Source organism: Aerococcus viridans (assembly GCF_002083135.2).
GTDB classification, from domain to species: Bacteria; Bacillota; Bacilli; order Lactobacillales; family Aerococcaceae; genus Aerococcus; species Aerococcus viridans_C.
Genome location: NZ_NBTM02000001.1, coordinates 1,928,455 through 1,945,185, shown reverse-complemented (window position 1 = coordinate 1,945,185; position 16,731 = coordinate 1,928,455). Strand labels below are relative to the sequence as shown.

At 34.5% G+C, this 16,731-nt stretch carries 11 protein-coding genes and 1 other RNA gene; 10 read left to right on the top strand and 2 right to left on the bottom strand.

Annotation, left to right across the window (positions count from 1 at the left end; genetic code table 11):
- Positions 1–27 precede the first annotated feature (27 nt).
- From smpB to A6J77_RS08985, 3 genes are all read left to right on the top strand, one after another.
- The gene (gene smpB, locus A6J77_RS08995; protein ID WP_083070144.1) at positions 28–501 is read left to right on the top strand and encodes an SsrA-binding protein SmpB; all 474 of its coding nucleotides are present in this window, start codon (positions 28–30) and stop codon (positions 499–501) included.
- Positions 502–743: 242 nt separating this feature from the next.
- A complete protein-coding gene (locus A6J77_RS08990; protein ID WP_083070301.1) occupies positions 744–2,714 on the top strand; it encodes a fructose-1,6-bisphosphatase in 1,971 nt (656 codons plus the stop codon).
- Positions 2,715–2,733: 19 nt separating this feature from the next.
- Entirely contained in the window at positions 2,734–3,462 is a 729-nt protein-coding gene (locus A6J77_RS08985) for a histidine phosphatase family protein (RefSeq protein ID WP_083070143.1), read from the top strand.
- Positions 3,463–3,693: 231 nt separating this feature from the next.
- On the opposite strand, the gene A6J77_RS08980 is transcribed toward A6J77_RS08985, so the two are convergent.
- Positions 3,694–5,034: an ISL3 family transposase gene (locus A6J77_RS08980; protein ID WP_083070141.1), complete on the bottom strand. Its 1,341-nt coding sequence runs from the start codon at positions 5,032–5,034 to the stop codon at positions 3,694–3,696.
- Between the two features lie 310 nt (positions 5,035–5,344).
- Between A6J77_RS08980 and A6J77_RS08975 the strand changes: the two genes are divergently transcribed.
- A complete protein-coding gene (locus A6J77_RS08975) occupies positions 5,345–6,451 on the top strand; it encodes a hypothetical protein (protein WP_127885818.1) in 1,107 nt (368 codons plus the stop codon).
- Between the two features lie 61 nt (positions 6,452–6,512).
- Here the strand turns inward: A6J77_RS08975 and A6J77_RS08970 are convergent, their stop codons facing one another.
- A complete protein-coding gene (locus A6J77_RS08970) occupies positions 6,513–6,734 on the bottom strand; it encodes a CsbD family protein (RefSeq protein WP_059135182.1) in 222 nt (73 codons plus the stop codon).
- A 178-nt stretch (positions 6,735–6,912) separates the two neighbouring features.
- Here A6J77_RS08970 and ssrA point away from each other — a divergent pair.
- The 6 genes from ssrA (at position 6,913) to abc-f (ending at position 16,662) form a co-directional block, all read left to right on the top strand.
- Positions 6,913–7,277, top strand: a transfer-messenger RNA (tmRNA) gene (ssrA, locus tag A6J77_RS08965).
- A gap of 410 nt (positions 7,278–7,687) precedes the next feature.
- Positions 7,688–11,890 carry a hypothetical protein gene (locus A6J77_RS08960; RefSeq protein WP_083070137.1) on the top strand — a complete coding sequence of 1,401 codons (4,203 nt, stop codon included), beginning with the start codon at positions 7,688–7,690 and terminating at the stop codon, positions 11,888–11,890.
- Between the two features lie 434 nt (positions 11,891–12,324).
- Complete coding sequence (locus A6J77_RS08955) at positions 12,325–13,644, top strand: IS1380 family transposase (RefSeq protein ID WP_059349306.1); 1,320 nt, start codon at positions 12,325–12,327, stop codon at positions 13,642–13,644.
- A 337-nt stretch (positions 13,645–13,981) separates the two neighbouring features.
- The gene (locus A6J77_RS08950; RefSeq protein WP_227645173.1) at positions 13,982–14,581 is read left to right on the top strand and encodes an HAD family hydrolase; all 600 of its coding nucleotides are present in this window, start codon (positions 13,982–13,984) and stop codon (positions 14,579–14,581) included.
- 76 nt (positions 14,582–14,657) lie between these two features.
- The gene (locus A6J77_RS09380; protein ID WP_193756659.1) at positions 14,658–14,795 is read left to right on the top strand and encodes a hypothetical protein; all 138 of its coding nucleotides are present in this window, start codon (positions 14,658–14,660) and stop codon (positions 14,793–14,795) included.
- Between the two features lie 394 nt (positions 14,796–15,189).
- Entirely contained in the window at positions 15,190–16,662 is a 1,473-nt protein-coding gene (gene abc-f / locus A6J77_RS08945) for a ribosomal protection-like ABC-F family protein (RefSeq protein ID WP_083070135.1), read from the top strand.
- The last annotated feature ends 69 nt before the right edge of the window (positions 16,663–16,731 follow it).

The following is a 16,731-nucleotide window of genomic DNA, read 5'->3' as shown; positions in this document are numbered from 1 at the left end:
AGATTTGAACAGTTAGAAGGTGATTAAATGGCAAAAGGCAAGAAAGTGCAGAAAAATGACGATAACGTCGTTGCACGTAATCGAAAAGCCAATCATGATTTTACGATTTTAGATACAATCGAGTGTGGCGTAGTCCTAACGGGGACTGAAATTAAATCTGTCCGCCAATCACGCTTGAATTTAAAAGATGGGTTCGCAAGAATCGACCGCGGAGAAGTCTGGATGTACAATGTCCATATTTCCGAGTTTGAGCAGGGGAACATGTTTAACCATGACCCACTACGTCCACGTAAACTTTTATTGAAGAAGGCTGAAATTAGTAAGTTACAAAAAGAGACACAAAGGGAAGGTCATACCCTAGTGCCACTAAAAGTCTATATTAAACGCGGTTACGCAAAAGTCCTATTAGGTGTAGCCGAAGGTAAGAAAAAATATGACAAACGTCGTGCTTTGAAAGAGAAAGATATGAAACGAGAAGCGCAACGAGCATTGAAAATTTAATCAGGAAGCATACCTATGTTAAAAACTGCAAAGTTTATGGGTATGCTTTTTTGCTATTTTGTTACTATTTAACGATAGCAAGTTTATAGATGATTTAATATAATTATAAAAACGGAAGTGAGAAGTACTTAAATAGTCAATTTTTGAAAAATACTCATGACTTTGTTAGAAATAGAAATATTGCAATTTTTATATTCTACGAAACATGGTATGATGGTTGAAAGAAAGTGAGTGAAGTAGTGATGGACTACAATGAACGTTATTTGTTATTATTATCTGAGCAATTTCCCGATATTGCCTCAGTAACAACTGAAATCATTAATCTAGAAGCGATTATGGAATTACCAAAAGCCACAGAACATTTTATTAGTGACCTCCATGGCGAGTACGATGCTGTTGCACACGTGTTACGGAATGGGTCGGGGAATATTAAAGAAAAGATCCGTGAAGTATTCCAAAACAGGTTATCTACGAATGAAATGAACCAGTTGGCAACCCTTGTCTACTATCCTGAAGAGAAGCTAGACCGTGTGTTAGCGGATATTACAGATGTAGAGGAAGAGCATGAATTCTATACGTTAACAATTTCTAGAATGGTGGAGTTAGGACAATTTGTTGTGTCTAAATACACTCGTTCAAAGGTTCGTAAAGCTATGCCAAAAGACATGTCTTACATTCTTGAGGAGTTGCTATTTAAGGATTCTGTCTTGACCAACAAGGGGTCTTATTATTGGAACATCATTCAAAATGTAATCGAATTAGGGGCAGCAAACCGTTTAATTGAAGCCTTGTCTGAATTGATGCAAGAACTTGTTGTCGATCATTTACACGTTTTAGGGGACATCTATGACCGTGGGCCGTCACCTGATAAAATTATCGACTTGTTGGCTACTCAGAAATCCATCGATATCCAATGGGGGAACCATGACGCCATTTGGATGGGGGCTGCTTCAGGGTCACGCGTCTTGATCGCCAACGTATTACGGATTTGTGCCCGTTATGACAACTTAGAAATCATCGAGGATGGCTATGGTATTTCACTGAGACCCTTGGTGGCATTCGCGGAGGCTACATACCCGGATGACTCTATCGCAGAATTCATGCCTAAGATTGACGAAACGGTAGACCATTTTCCAGAAGAAGTAAAACAAATTGCCAAGATGCAGCAGGCAATCACGATTATTCAATTTAAATTAGAAGCGCAAGTCATTAAACGCCACCCTGAATTCCAAACCGACAACCGCCTATTCCTTGATAAATTAGACTTGGAAAAAGGGACTGTACTCGTTGGTGGGAAGGAATATGACTTGAAGAATACGACGTTCCCTACGGTAGACCCGGCAGATCCGTTCAAACTAACCGAGGATGAAGAGTTTGTGATGGCTAAATTGCAAGCTGGTTTCTTAAACTCTGACCGTCTGCAAAAGCATATTGCCTACCTATATAGTAAGGGGTCATTGTATAAAGTCTACAATGAAAACCTGTTATATCACGGTTGTATTCCGATGAATGAAGATATGTCATTTAAGGCGGTTGAAATTCACGGCCGTTCATATGCAGGACGGGAATTGTTGGATCAATTTGAGAAGTCTATGCGTCAAGCTTTTGCGGCTCAAGGACCAAATGAAGACGAAAACCCTGATTTGGATTACATGTGGTATATCTGGCAAGGGGAAGGGTCGTCGCTATTTGGAAAGACCAAGATGACGACGTTTGAGCGTTACTATATTGAGGATGCTGAAACACATCATGAGCCAAAAAATATTTACTATAGTTTACGTGATGACAAAGAGTGTGCTGAATTGATTTTAAGCGAGTTTGGTATTCATCCAGATCGAGGGCACATTGTAAACGGTCATACACCGGTAAAAGAGCGTAAGGGTGAAGACCCAGTTAAAGCGGACGGTAAACTCTTAGTGATTGACGGCGGTTTTTCAAAAGCTTATCAACCAACCACAGGCCTAGCAGGTTATACCTTACTATATAATTCGTTTGGTATGTTATTAGTGAGCCACCAGCCATTCTCTAGTATTGAGGATGCAGTGGAACATGAAACAGATATCGTATCTACACGTCGAATTATCGATAAAGAGCTAGAACGATTACAAGTGCGCCAAACCGATGTAGGGGTTAAACTGGAAGACCAAGTCGCCCAGTTAAAAAAATTACTTCATGCCTATAGAAATGGTACAATAAGACCAAGAGTAGTGTAATTTGAGGAGGAATTTATTCATGTCAAAAGGTGTGACGATTTACTTCATGCGTCATGGAGAAACGTATCTAAACTATTATGGACGTATGCAAGGGTGGGCTGATGCGCCACTAACGCCACGCGGAGAAGAAGATGTACGTAGCAGTGGTCGTGGATTGGCCGATGTAGAATTTTCAGCAGTATATACCAGTGATTTACAACGTACGGTAAAAACAGCAGAACTTATTCTAGACGAAAATAAGGCAACTGCTAAAGATATTGAAATTGAGAAACGTCCAGAGTTTAGAGAAGTCTTCTTTGGTTCTTTTGAAGGATTAGATGCAAGAGGTTTATGGGACAAAGTAACAGAGATTGTTACTGGTAAAGATGGTTCCTATACTGGCGCAACTTCAGATGAAAGTGTGCGCTTAGAATTGAATGCCTTCAAAGAAATGGATCCATACCATGATGCGGAAAACTTTATGGAATTTTGGATGCGCGTGGAATTAGGTTTGATCGACGTGATCACTAAACACAGAGAAACTGATCAAACGATTCTAATTGTGAGTCACGGGATGACTATCCGTAATATGATCCACGAATTAATCCCACAATTTAAAATTGATTCAATGCTAGATAATGCTAGTGTGTCCGTGGTTAGATATCAAGATGGTTTATACCACCTAGAAGCTTTTAACCAAACAGACCACTTTGCCCGTAAAGAAATTAATGACCAAGAAACTGATCTTGATCATGAGGATATCTCTTAATCATATAAAGTCAAATGGTGAGTACACAAGGAAATTGGTTCTTTTACAAATAGTGTTGGTAAATAATTTCAAATATCGCGAATACGTTATTTAGTATTTATTAATATGTAAATGAGCTTCAAAGAGAAAAGCTATACACGATTATGTGTATGGCTTTTTTTTGCCCTTAGGCAAGAAGATTATTATGTTGTAGCAACAAGGTCTACGAAAATAGTAATAGTTTGGCAGGCCTTAGCTTGCCATTGCTTCATAAGTGGATGGTGCTGGGTTTGAAGGTTTGTATTTTAGTTTGAATTGGACTAGTATTCTAGCGCGTAAATTAAAGAAATTAGCATATCCGAAACCAGTACGCTTAATTAATTTAATCTTATTATTAATACCTTCGGTAGGTCCGTTTGAGACGGTATAAGTTAATGAATTATGGATATATGGTAAAAACTTCTGTAAAGTTCTGATAGTTCTTCTCGCACGTCGAGGCAAGGTTATTTTCCTTGTGCTCTTCAATATTTCATCAAATAGCTCAATGTTATGCGTAGAAATTGCGTACTTAAGCTCATTCATTAGAGTATATGTTACTAATAAATCCGGCGAAATATTCAATAGGAAATCAACAATGCGCTGTTCCGAAATTTCTTCACCAAATTGGCGAACATAATATGTATCAGTGAAATTTAAGTCTTCAGCATTTTTTAGCAACAACTTCCATTGTTTTTTAAGTTTTCTGTAGTCAGATGGTCGGCTATTTTTCACGATATTCATAGCTTTAATACGAACAGAATTAATTGTCTCATTTAGTAACTTCACGATATGGAATCGATCAATTACAATCTTAGCATTAGGAAAACTAGTACGTATTACTTCAAGATAGGGTGTATACAAATCGATAGAAACAGTTTTCACACTACTTCTAGCAGCCCAAGTAAAGGAAGCAAAGTAATCGATTAGAGAAGCTTGTTTCCGATCAACAATAATATCAATCAACCTTCTATTATGGGTGTCCACAAGGACAGCACTCATCGCATTGGCTACTCGATTAGTAGATTTAAACTCATCTATACCAAGGTTACTAGGCAGATAGTTTCCTTTTGGTGATAGTCCTTTACCAGCTTTCAGTAGAATCCTAGCGACTGTTGGAGACGACACGTGATATCGTTTAGCGATTAATCGCATGGATTGTGTTTCAACTAATTCTGAACTTATCTGACTTTTTATTGAGTTTGAGATACAGCAGTATTTCTGTACTAAAGGTGTTTCAGCAATAAAGGTTTGCGCGCAATGTTTACAATAAAATCGTTGCTTCTTTAGTTTTAGCAATATCGGATTTGAAACTGAATTAGGTAATCTTATAATTGTAGGCTTAAACCCATGTTTAATCAGATCATGGCTTCCTGTATTCTTTACACCACATTGGATACAAGCCTTAGGCTTGAAGGTTAAGATGCCTTCAACGACTATATAATTCACATCTTGATACTTTTCAGTTGGAAGCATAGTCATTCCCTCTGGTACACCAATTTGAATATTATTGTCGAGAATTCCGCAAAGTTGTTTTATAATAGTTATATGGGACATGGATTTTCCTTCTTTCAGTATTCGTCGAGGTTTACTTGAAATAAGGATATCATGTCCTTCTTTTTGCGTACACAAAAATAGTGCCGATGAGACTCAATTGAATCTCACCAACACTATTTATTATAGAACCAGGAAATTTACCTTGTCTGCGCTCGCCATTTTTTATTATCGATAAATTCTATATTATAGATAAAAGCCGAAGAGAATGGGATACAACAAGCTTTATTTTACCTGCAAAATTATAAATTATGATATACTATATTGTGTATTTTTTTAAAAAAACTTAACAAAAAGAAAGGAATACTTACAAGTGGATAAAAATAGTAGTAGGTGGCAAACGATCATGGTTGTGGGTGGTGCAATGATGGCATCACTCATTGGATCTGGTTTTGCAACAGGACAGGAGCTTATCCAATACTTTGTTTCAAAAGGTTGGATGGGGCTTCTTTCAATTTTTGTTATGTTTTTAGGCTTTGCTTTTATGGGGTATACCTTATTTACAACTGGATATCGGCACCAAGATAAATTAGAAAATACCAATGATATTTTTGAATTATATTCAAATAAAATGATTGGTAAATTCTATGAATATCTTTCTATAGTAGTTATTTTCTTAACTTATACGGTAATGATCGCGGGAGCCGGTGCGACACTAAACCAGCAATTTGATACACCTATCATTGTTGGCTCAATACTGATGTTTGTAGTGGTTGCAGGTGTTGTAATGCTTGGATTAGAAGCCTTAACCAATATCTTAGGGAATTTAGGGCCTATGATTGCTATCGTTGCCATGTTGTTAGGTATATATGGTTTAATCGCTCACTTTAATGAATTACCAAATGTAGCCAATTCTATCGAAAGCGCCTTGGCGAATGGAGAAATTCAAACATCTTCAGGAAATTGGTTTGTGTCAGGTCTTAATTATGTAGGGTATAACCTTATCTTATTCGCAGGTTTTCTTAGCCAAACTGGGGGAGAAGCTAACAGCCGCAAAGACGCCGCATATTCGGGTCTAATTGGTGGGGCCTTCTTTAGTGTCGCAATCCTTGTTTCCTACTTTGGTTTCATGGCATCCTTCAATTTAGTTGGTACATCAGCTGTACCTACCTTATCCTTAGCTAATGAAGTTCATCCTTATCTGGCATATTTCTTTGTTATTATTATCATGATTGGGATCTTCACTACTGCTGTGACCTTACTTTGGAATTCAGTATCTAATTTCTCAGATGATGGTACTAAAAAGCATAAGGTTCTTACATTAATTATCGGCCTTATTGGTTTGATTATCGGTTCAATGATTTCATTTGGTTCTTTATTAAACATTGTTTATAACGTTGCTGGTTATTTCGGGATTGCCTTTATGATTCTAATGCTAGTCCGTCACATTCAATGGGGTAGAGCTACTAAAGAAAAATAGAAAAAGTTTCAAATAAAAAAACCGCTTATGACAAGCGGTTTTTCTTTATTCTTTTTAGGAATTATTCTTCGTCTTTTTTAGTAAAGCCATCTAGACGACCTTGAGCATCATCTTTTGCATCGCTAAATCTATCTTTAGCTTCGTTGACTTTTTCTTCAACTTCGCCACGAGCTTGTTGGCCTTTACCTTTGCCTTCTTGCTCTTTATCACCAGTTACTTTACCAACTGTTTCATTTACTGCACCTTTAATTTTATCGAAAGTTCCATTGTTTTCGTTTGACATAAGATCAACCTCTTTCATTTAATTATTTAAAGTATATATATATTTTACCATATATGATATTGAGTACAAATTTAAACACTTATAAACCATTGAAAGCATGAGAATGTAGGCTAAGCTAGGTCATGCACCAATGTTGACCAAAGACTGAAATATATGATATAATAAAGGATACATTCACGGGGGTGTTATTGGATTCGACAGGCATGGCCCGGTGTACAACTACTGCTCGGAGGTTACGGCTTCGCAACAACGTTACCAGTTTAAAATTAACTGACAAACAAGAAACAAACACTTTAGCTTTCGCTGCGTAAAAACAGTGAGCTAAGATTCGCCTAGCGTCACCTATGCGCTAGTTCCGAGTCCTATTATAGTAGGTTACGTTCTAAGCTTCCGTCTGGAGTAAGGAAAAGAGATTAATCAGACTAGCAATCTAATTGGTTTGTTTATTCACCATTAGTGCGCGAATCCGAGAATGAACTATAGTGGTAAAAGTTGTATAATCGGAGTGTTTGGACAGGGGTTCAAATCCCCTCACCTCCATATTATTCAACAAAGGCTTCCTAACAGTTGTAAAGGCTGGTAGGGAGCCTTTTTTAATATCTGAACTTTGCTTACAACTGCTATAAACCATTACTAACCATTACTAACCATTACCACTCGGAAAATGGTAATGGTTTTTGATTCTGTATCTTTAACAGTAGTAATTTAGGCAATAAATTTATGGGTAGATAATTTTTAGTTCAAAACCCTTTATAAAATAATCTATAACAATTGCTACGGAAGTAGATTTTATTGTTATATATGTATCTGTTTTGCTTTATAACATGACTCAGTGAAATAGATTTTCACAAGAGCCTCAATAGCGAAAGCTATTGGGGTTTTCTCTTTTATACGTTAATGCTTAAGAATGCTATAATTAATTTAATTGTATTTCTAAAGAAGGGAGAAAATAAATGATTACTTGGGATCATTTTAACGTGAATAATAACCATAAAACAAGCTCTTTTGAGAGTTTAAGCAGACTGTTGTTCAAAGAAAACTATTGTGTAGAAGGTACTATTTTGCGATCTAATCCAAACCATAAAGGAATTGAAGTTGACCCAGTTACTGGAAAAGATGGATTAATAATAAGTTTTCAGGCTAAATATTTTTCAAAAGGAATAGACTATTCTCAAATTAAAAAAAGTTTTCAAATCATTAGAGCTAATTACGAAGGTAAACTGGATAGAGTATATCTTTTTAGTAATGAAGATGTAAGTACTAATAATTCAAGTTATTTAGAGTGCGTTAAGATTTTAGAAGAAGCATCTATAGAGTGTATTGCAATAACCAACACAGAATTGCTAGAGCAAGCAGCGACATCAAAACATGCTAGTGCATTATTTTTTAATCAACATAAGTTCGATATTGAATGGTTTCAACAACAAGTACAATTGAATTTGAATTCGCTATCGTATCGCTATAATAAGAAATTTAATGCAACTACTGATATAGAAAAATCTATTGGCTTATTTTGTCAAAGTGAATTATCCGACGAATTATTGCCTACTCGTGTTTCAAATTATCTGAAGGAAATTAAATCCTATTATAAACAAAGGGGGCGAGAATTATTAGATAACATTGCCGAAGACATTCTTAAGTCAGGTGAGATAGAAAATACAAATGATTATTACAAACTAAATGAATATATTAAAAATAAATATGCAGATGCTTTTTTACGACTTGGAAATTCTTTAAATGAACTAAATGATAAAATATATTCTGCAGAACTTGAAAACGATGAAAGGGATAAATTGCTTTCTAAGAGGCAGGACTTAGAAAAAATAAAGAGCTTACTAGATAATTTATTGCTTTCAAATTTTGAAGAGAAACTAATAGATAATAAAATTCTATTGTTAAAAGGGAAAGCAGGAGTTGGCAAATCACATACTTTCGCCATCTCCGCTAATAATTTAATTTATGAAAACAGGCCAACAATTTTACTACCAGGGTATTCATTCATAAAAAATAACCCTGTTAAGAATCAATTAATCGACCTACTTAATATACCTAATATAGATATAAATAACTTATTAGATAGTTTAGATGCTCTTGGAAAATTAATAAATAAGCCGATTGTTGTTTTTATTGATGGAATAAATGAAACTAATGACAACATTATTTGGAAGAATACTATTGAAGAAATCTCTCAAATTTTAGATAATTATAATTATGTAAAATTTGCTTTTTCATTTAGACATGGATTCGAAGAGAAATTAATATCAGATTATGCAGAAGAATTAATATCAAAAGAAAAAATATCTGTACTCAACCATGAAGGACTTGATAGATTTGATTATGAACAGATAAATATTTTTCTAGACTATTACAATATAACCTTCTCGCCAACATTGTATTTTAATGAACAGATGTCGAATCCTTTATTTTTAACATTATTTTGTGAAAACTTTGCAGGATATGATATGGACATTCAAGAGATATTTAATAAAACGCTAGAAAAAATTGATCAATCATCTAGAGAAGAGATTGAATTTGATGAAGACTTTAATTTATTAAAAGAATTTCTTACTCAATTTGTATCTAAAATGCTAGCAGGAAATGGATGGACTGTTTCTAAAGAAGAAACTTTTTCGATACCATTTTGGGAAAACAACGGATTAGTATTTAAAAAGCATGATTATATTGGCTCACTAGTAAGAAATGGATTAATAAATAAATTTGAAAATTCCGACGAAATATACTACACATTCTCTTATAACTTAATACGAGATTATTTACTTGGAAGTGAAATATTCAAAAAGAGCACTAACTTAGATGAACTTGAATATAATATTTTAGATGTATTAATTGATGATGATAATCTTAACTATTCCATGGTAGATCCCTTATTGTTTACTTCAGAAATGGGATATGAAAGTTACGGAAGAGAGATAATTATACCTGTATTAGATTTTATTTACGAAGAAGATATACATTTGGCTAACAATTTAGCAGATCGTTTCATAGAATCTTTTACTATCAGAAAAAATATAAATACGAGTGTTGAAATATTAAGGAAGATACTTAATAACTACGAAGTTTCAATCGATACTTTCTATAATATGCTTATAGATAACAGTATTAAGCTAAAAAATTCAACAAATGCATATTTTTTAGATAGCCATCTTTCTCAAATGTCTATGGTTACTCGAGACTCACTATGGACAAATTTTATAAATGGCATAAGTAGTGATTCTAGTCTAGGTCAGATTATTTCTTCTTTTGAGTCTGCGAAAGTTAATACACACTCTCTAAAAAATGAGCAAATTAGACTAATGCTTATATTGTTTAGCTGGACTTTGACATCTAGTAATAGAAAGTTAAGAGATCGTTGCTCAAAGGCTATGATTGTAATTCTTAAGGATAATTATCAATTATGTTTAGACCTACTAAAAAAGTTTGAAAATACTAACGACCCATATGTAGTTCATAGATTATATGGTGTAGTTTTTGGAGTATTAGTGCGTACGAAGGACAGAACTCCTGAAACTTATAAAGAGTTAGTAAATTACGTATATAAAACAATCTTTCAGGCAGATGAAGTGTACCCAGATATCTTATTAAGGGATTATGCACGATTGATTATAGAGCTATATTTATATGAATATCCCGAAGAGTTGGACTTTTCAAGAGAAAAAATCAGACCGCCTTATAATTCTTCTGATATTCCTGAAATGGAAAGAGTGGAGTATGATTCTTTCGGAAAAAATGATTCTTCTATAGATGCAATTATCTCTTCTATGAATACTGAGAATAGTGGCCCAGGAATTTATGGAGATTTTGGAAGATACGTGTTTGATTCAGCACTAAATCAATTTAAAAACTTCGATAATGAAAATGGCTATTATTATGCTATGGATTACATTTTTAATGTTATAGGTTTTGATGGCAGGCTATTTCCACACGACATTAATAATTATTATACTGAAAGACATGATACACGGAAAGTTGAACGCATTGGTAAAAAATATCAATGGATTGCTTTATATAATCTTTTAGCTAAGGTAGCCGACAATTATTTAGTAGAAAACGATTACGATATTTCAGAAGATTACAGCGGTCCATGGAGTCCATATGTTAGAGATTTTGATCCAACACTCAATAATAGATTTAAACCTGATAAAAGTCTAATCGAATTCAACCCTAAAGACGAGTTATATTCGAAAGAATTTTTAGACGATTTTGATCGAGAAGAAACAGATATAATAGACTGGGTAAATAAGACTTCCACACTATTTGATGATATTGAAAATGAAATTAAAATAAAAGATTCTCGAGGAAATAATTGGATAATTTTAAACCACATAAAAGAAATTGAAAAAAATGAAAATATATTACGAAAATACGATGGAAAGCGACAAGAAATTTATAACATTATCCAGGCATATTTTGTTAAAGAAGAAGATTATGAAAGGTGTTTGGAAGATATAGAGACTAGGAACTTCTATGGAAGAAACTATCCTGAGGGTAGCCGTTCATATGAATTTTTTAATAGAGAATATTATTGGAGTTCTGCATTAAAAAATAATGTATTAAAAAATGAATGGTCTGCTATAGAGATTGAGACAGGAGAGTACTATGAAGAAGAAGTACGGGATTATAGTTCATCAAATTTGGAAGATTTTATTTTAGGTATCGAGAATAATGAAGAAGTAAAATATAAAAAAGTAAAACGTCCGGTAAAGGAAATTGGTTATTATGTCTTGCCAGCTAGTAATGATTTTTTATATGAGTCTCAATACGATGGTACACTTGAGGAGAGTTCAATTTCTTTTAAAATACCGAATTCAGAAATTATAAATATTTTAAAGTTAGAGCAAAAAACGATTGATGGATTTTTCTATGTAGAAGATGAGCTAGTGGCATTTGATACAAAATTAATAGATGAAGATTATGGATTGATTATAAAAGAAACTTATCTTCATAAATTCTTAGAAGAGCAGAAATACAGAGTGTTTTGGACCTTAATTGGAGAAAAAAGCTTTAGAACATCAGATAGAATGCAAATATGGAGTCAGTGGAGTGGTTATGCGTATCTTAATGAGAAATTTGATATTGCTAGTAAAATGAGATTAGAAACTCCTGGTGAGTCAAATAGATTTAATAACAAAGTCTAAAAACGAATACTACAAATCATTTCATAGTAGTTATCACAATAACATAACTTATATCCAAAACCCACAATAAGTTTTGTTAATTTTATGGTGATTTATCACTCATAATGACTGGTGTATTAGACAACGATTTACAGATGTTTTAACGGACATTGATATGTCTATCGCTTTAAACTCTGCTCTAAATGACTGTCACATCAAGATGTAAAGCTAAAAAGCTTTGAAGAAAGACACTGTCTTCTTTAAAGCTTTTTTTACATTCTTAAAAATTAATAGATTACTCCTGAATAATTCATAGTTTTTCTTTTAACGCTAACTAATGTTGATTTAACAAACTTTAACTCCGTCTTGTCCATCACCCATTAGGTGATGAAAAAAGAACCCCTTTCTGATATGGTTAATTCACGACAAACAACCAATAGAAAGGAGTTCTCTCAATGGTTACTTTACAAGAAACTGCTGCAAAATTCAATAATGATTTACATGTCTCTCATACAGGTGGTCGTTTATCCAGTGATTTTGGCTTAGTTCTTATAGATGAAATGATGGATGTTTTCCAATTTACTCAACTCGCTGAAAAAATAGTTACCTTTCAAGACGATCGAAAATATTGGACACATACAAATCATAAACTGTTGAAGCAATTAATTCTGCAGATTATAGCAGGTTATGATACAGATTCTGCGACAAATATTCTGCAACATGACCCAGTTTTACAGACTCTTTCAAGTGACGAGCCATTAGCTTCTCAGTCGTCTATCTCACGATTTTTTAATCGAGTGGGACAAGATACAATCCTCACACTTCAGGAGCTCAATCAAACATTAATCGACAAAGCCCGTCTAGTGCGTAATGATACAAACATGATTATCGACTTGGATTCTACGCATTCGGATACCTTCGGTAACCAAGAACAAACAGCTTACAACGCTCATTATGGAACGAATGGCTATCATCCATTAGTCGCATTTGATGGGCTGACCGGTGACTTCTTAAAAGCTAAACTCCGTTCAGGTAATCAATATACTTCCAATGGGGTTAAAGCATTTCTTAAACCACTGTTAGAACACTATAACCAAACGGTTCCAACGACTGATATCCTAGTACGTGGAGATAGTGGATTTGCAACGCCGGCTGTCTACAATCTATGCGATATACATGACAATTACTACGTCATTCGACTCAAAGCCAATCGAAACTTATACCGCTTGGCAGAAGAATTTGTGTTCTATGATAATAATCATCCTTGGGATGAAAAAGAAGTTTACTATCACTCAGTTTCCTATCAAGCTTCTTCATGGACAAAGCCTCGTCGTGTTTGCATTCGTTCGACACGAGAAGTCGGTGAATTACTTTTTAGCCATGCCTTTATTGTGACCAATCTTTCTGAAAACATTTCAGCGAAAAGCGTGTTTGAAACTTACAATAAACGCGGCACCATGGAAAATTACATTAAAGAAGCCAAGAACGGTTTCTTTTTCGATAAAACTGATAGTCCAGGATTTCTAGCAAACGAATCCCGTATGATGATTAGTCTACTGGCTTATAATTTGGTGAATTTCTTACGTACAAGCTGTTTTGATTCTAATTGGAAAGGGCTCCAAGTGAATACCATCCGACTTCGGTTATTCAAAGTAGCAGGAAAAATCGTCCGTACAGCTAGACAAATGTATTTGAAGCTCTCAAGTTCGCACGTTTATCAGGCCGAGTTTTATAATACATTCAGGCGAATCCAAGGGATTCGACAGTATATTTAATAAATATTCATTTTTAAAAAAATGAACAATGCCCAGGGAGAAGTGCGCCCAAAATTCAAGTTATCCTGGAATTTCTCGAGTAATCAACGAATAGAATCAAAAAATTGAAATATCTCAATGTATATAATAGAAAAACTGCAAAATATAACAGAAACATAATAAACTGGCCTCTGAAATTAGAGGTATGAATTATTCAGGTCGGACTATTAAACTTAACCGAAATACTATAAACAAAATGTCTACATGGCATACGATGCAGCGACTCCAAAAAGATGTTTACTGTTAAAAATAAAGAATAGACAAGGGGCTTGAGATGTAAAACTATATCATTTTCGATGTGGATGGAACTATTTTAGACACGGAAAAAGCAGTCTTAAATTCTCTGCAACAAACTCTAAAAGAAGAAGGACGGCAGTATAAACTAGGGAATTTACGCTTTGCTTTAGGTATTCCGGGCAAAGAGACTTTGAATCGCTTGAATATCCCAGAGGTTGATCGCGTTCATTCAAAATGGGCTCAATTGGAAACAGAGTATTCAAAGGATGCAACATTATTTCCAGATTTAGAAACTGTCATTGACCATTTAGGAAAAAGAAAAATCAAATTAGGCATTGTTACATCTAAAACTAAACAGGGAATGGTTGATACCTTTGATCCGTTAGGGCTTAGTTCGTATTTTGAAGAGATGATTACTGCGGATGATACAACGAAACACAAACCACACCCTGAACCGTTGCTGTCATGCATGGAGCGGCTAAATGCTCCACCAAGCAAAACAATATATATAGGTGATTCAATCTACGATATGCAAAGTGCGAAAGCAGCAGGAATCAAATTCGGACTTGCATTATGGGGTGCAAAAACAACAGAAAAATTTGACTCAGCAGATTATATTTTCAAACAACCAATAGATATTATAGACTGGATACAAACATAACAGACTTTCTAAAGAGCTTTATGATGACAAAAAAGATAAAGACAAAAAGAAAGGCTATAAATATACAGGTGCTGGAATGGCAATCGGTATAACCTTGGGCGTCGCTCTAGGTATTGCATTAGATAATATGGCATTTGTGGCGATTGGAATTACCATAGGCGCTGCATTTGAAGGGGCCAATAAAAAAGAAGTAGAAAAGAAAGAAAAACAATAAAAAAATAAAGACGAAGAATAATATTTAATGGTGTAGAAATAGACTTTTTCTTAAGAATTTCTTGAGAAACGAAAACAGTTGTGATATATTATGAATACATTACAACAGAGGAGCGTTGAAAAAATGATTAACTCAATGAGATTACGTTAAGGATGGCAATAAGAAGCAGATCAATCTTATCGATTAGATTGGCCTTTTTGTCATGCTTAAGTTTTCTGTATTGGGCTTTTCATTAAACGTACAGTTGTTTGACCCATAGAGGGGTAACTGTCTTTTCATACGCTCATAATAAGATCATTTATGCAGATTAAAGCCGATAAGACTTTGACCTGTATTTTTTATTGCCTAAATGAAGTTGCTATAACAGGTATAAAATATACAGGAGTGAGAAAGCATGAATAAATTAGTATTAGAATTAAAGAATGTTGAAAAAAGTTTTATGAGTCGAGATATTTTAGCGATTGATGAATTGAAGGTCTACGAAAATGAAAAAATAGGAATCGTTGGTGGAAATGGAGAAGGTAAGAGTGCTTTGCTTAATCTTATTTGTGGAAAGTTAAAACCTGATATTGGTACAGTTCATCGTACGATTTATTTTGAATATTATGAACAAATTCAAGAAGGAATGAAGCCGGATTATGAGAAGATTGACCCCGAGTATTTATCGCGCTTAGATCTCCCAGAACATGAAGTTGAAAATTACAGTGGCGGGCAACAAACACGGCTGCGCCTCGCAGAGTACTTTTCGACGTACCAATTTGGCTTATTAATGGATGAGCCTACTACACATTTAGATACCGATGGCATTCAATTTCTAGTGGATCAGTTAAAATACTATTATGGTACGCTGATTGTAGTTAGCCATGATCGTTACTTTTTAGATCAAGTCGTGGACACAATTTGGGAAGTGAATAACGGGAAAGTGACCGTTTATCCAGGTAACTATTCTGCTTATCAAGCATTAAAAAAACAAGAATTAATTGAACAACAAAATGCGTTTGAAAAATTCACAAAAGAAAAACAACATTTAGAACAGGCGGCGAAAGAGAAACAAGCGCAGGCTGAAAAAATGGCCAGCGTAAGTACTAAACAGAAAAACAAAGCTGTAAAACCTGATCGACTGGCTTCTTCCAAACAAAAAGATACGGTTCAAAAAGCAGCCCATAAAGCTGCGAAAGCCATACAAAAAAGAGCAGAACAACTGGATGAGGTTCAAAATGTTGCGGAAGAAAAAGTCATCAACTTTCCACAACCTAAAAATTTAGAGATGCATAATGACTTCCCGATTATGGGACACAAAGTTACGATTCAAAGGGGCTCTAAGGTATTATTTGACGAAGCGAGTTTTCAACTGCCATTAGGAAAACGAATTGGTATAACTGGTCCAAATGGGTCTGGGAAATCAACGTTGTTAGAGTATATTGTAAATGATGGGGAAGGTATTACCTTATCGAATAAAATCGTCTTTTCCGTTTACAAACAAAAGGCTTACCAACTATCACAAGACAAAACAATGATAGAGTATTTAAAACAAGATTCACATTTGGAGGAACCGGTTATTCGAAGCATTTTAAATAACTTAGGTTTTGATCAAACAGAAGTTGTAAAGAAATCAGTGGTCGATTTGAGTGGTGGAGAAGTTACTCGGTTAGTCATTGCGAAGTTATTTACAGATCCAAGTAATGTCCTTATCTTAGATGAACCGACGAATTTTATTGACGTACAAACAATTGAAGCCTTGGAGTTATTGATGAAAAGTTACAAAGGTACGATTCTGTTTACCTCACACGATAAATATTTTATGGAACGAGTGGCCGAACAGATATGGGAGATAAGAGATCAACGATTAAACTTGGTTGAGTACTAAGCTCATGATGCCCTTATTTTGAATGAGGGGCTATTTTTAAGCGTCTGGTGTTAAAAGGAAAAAATCTGA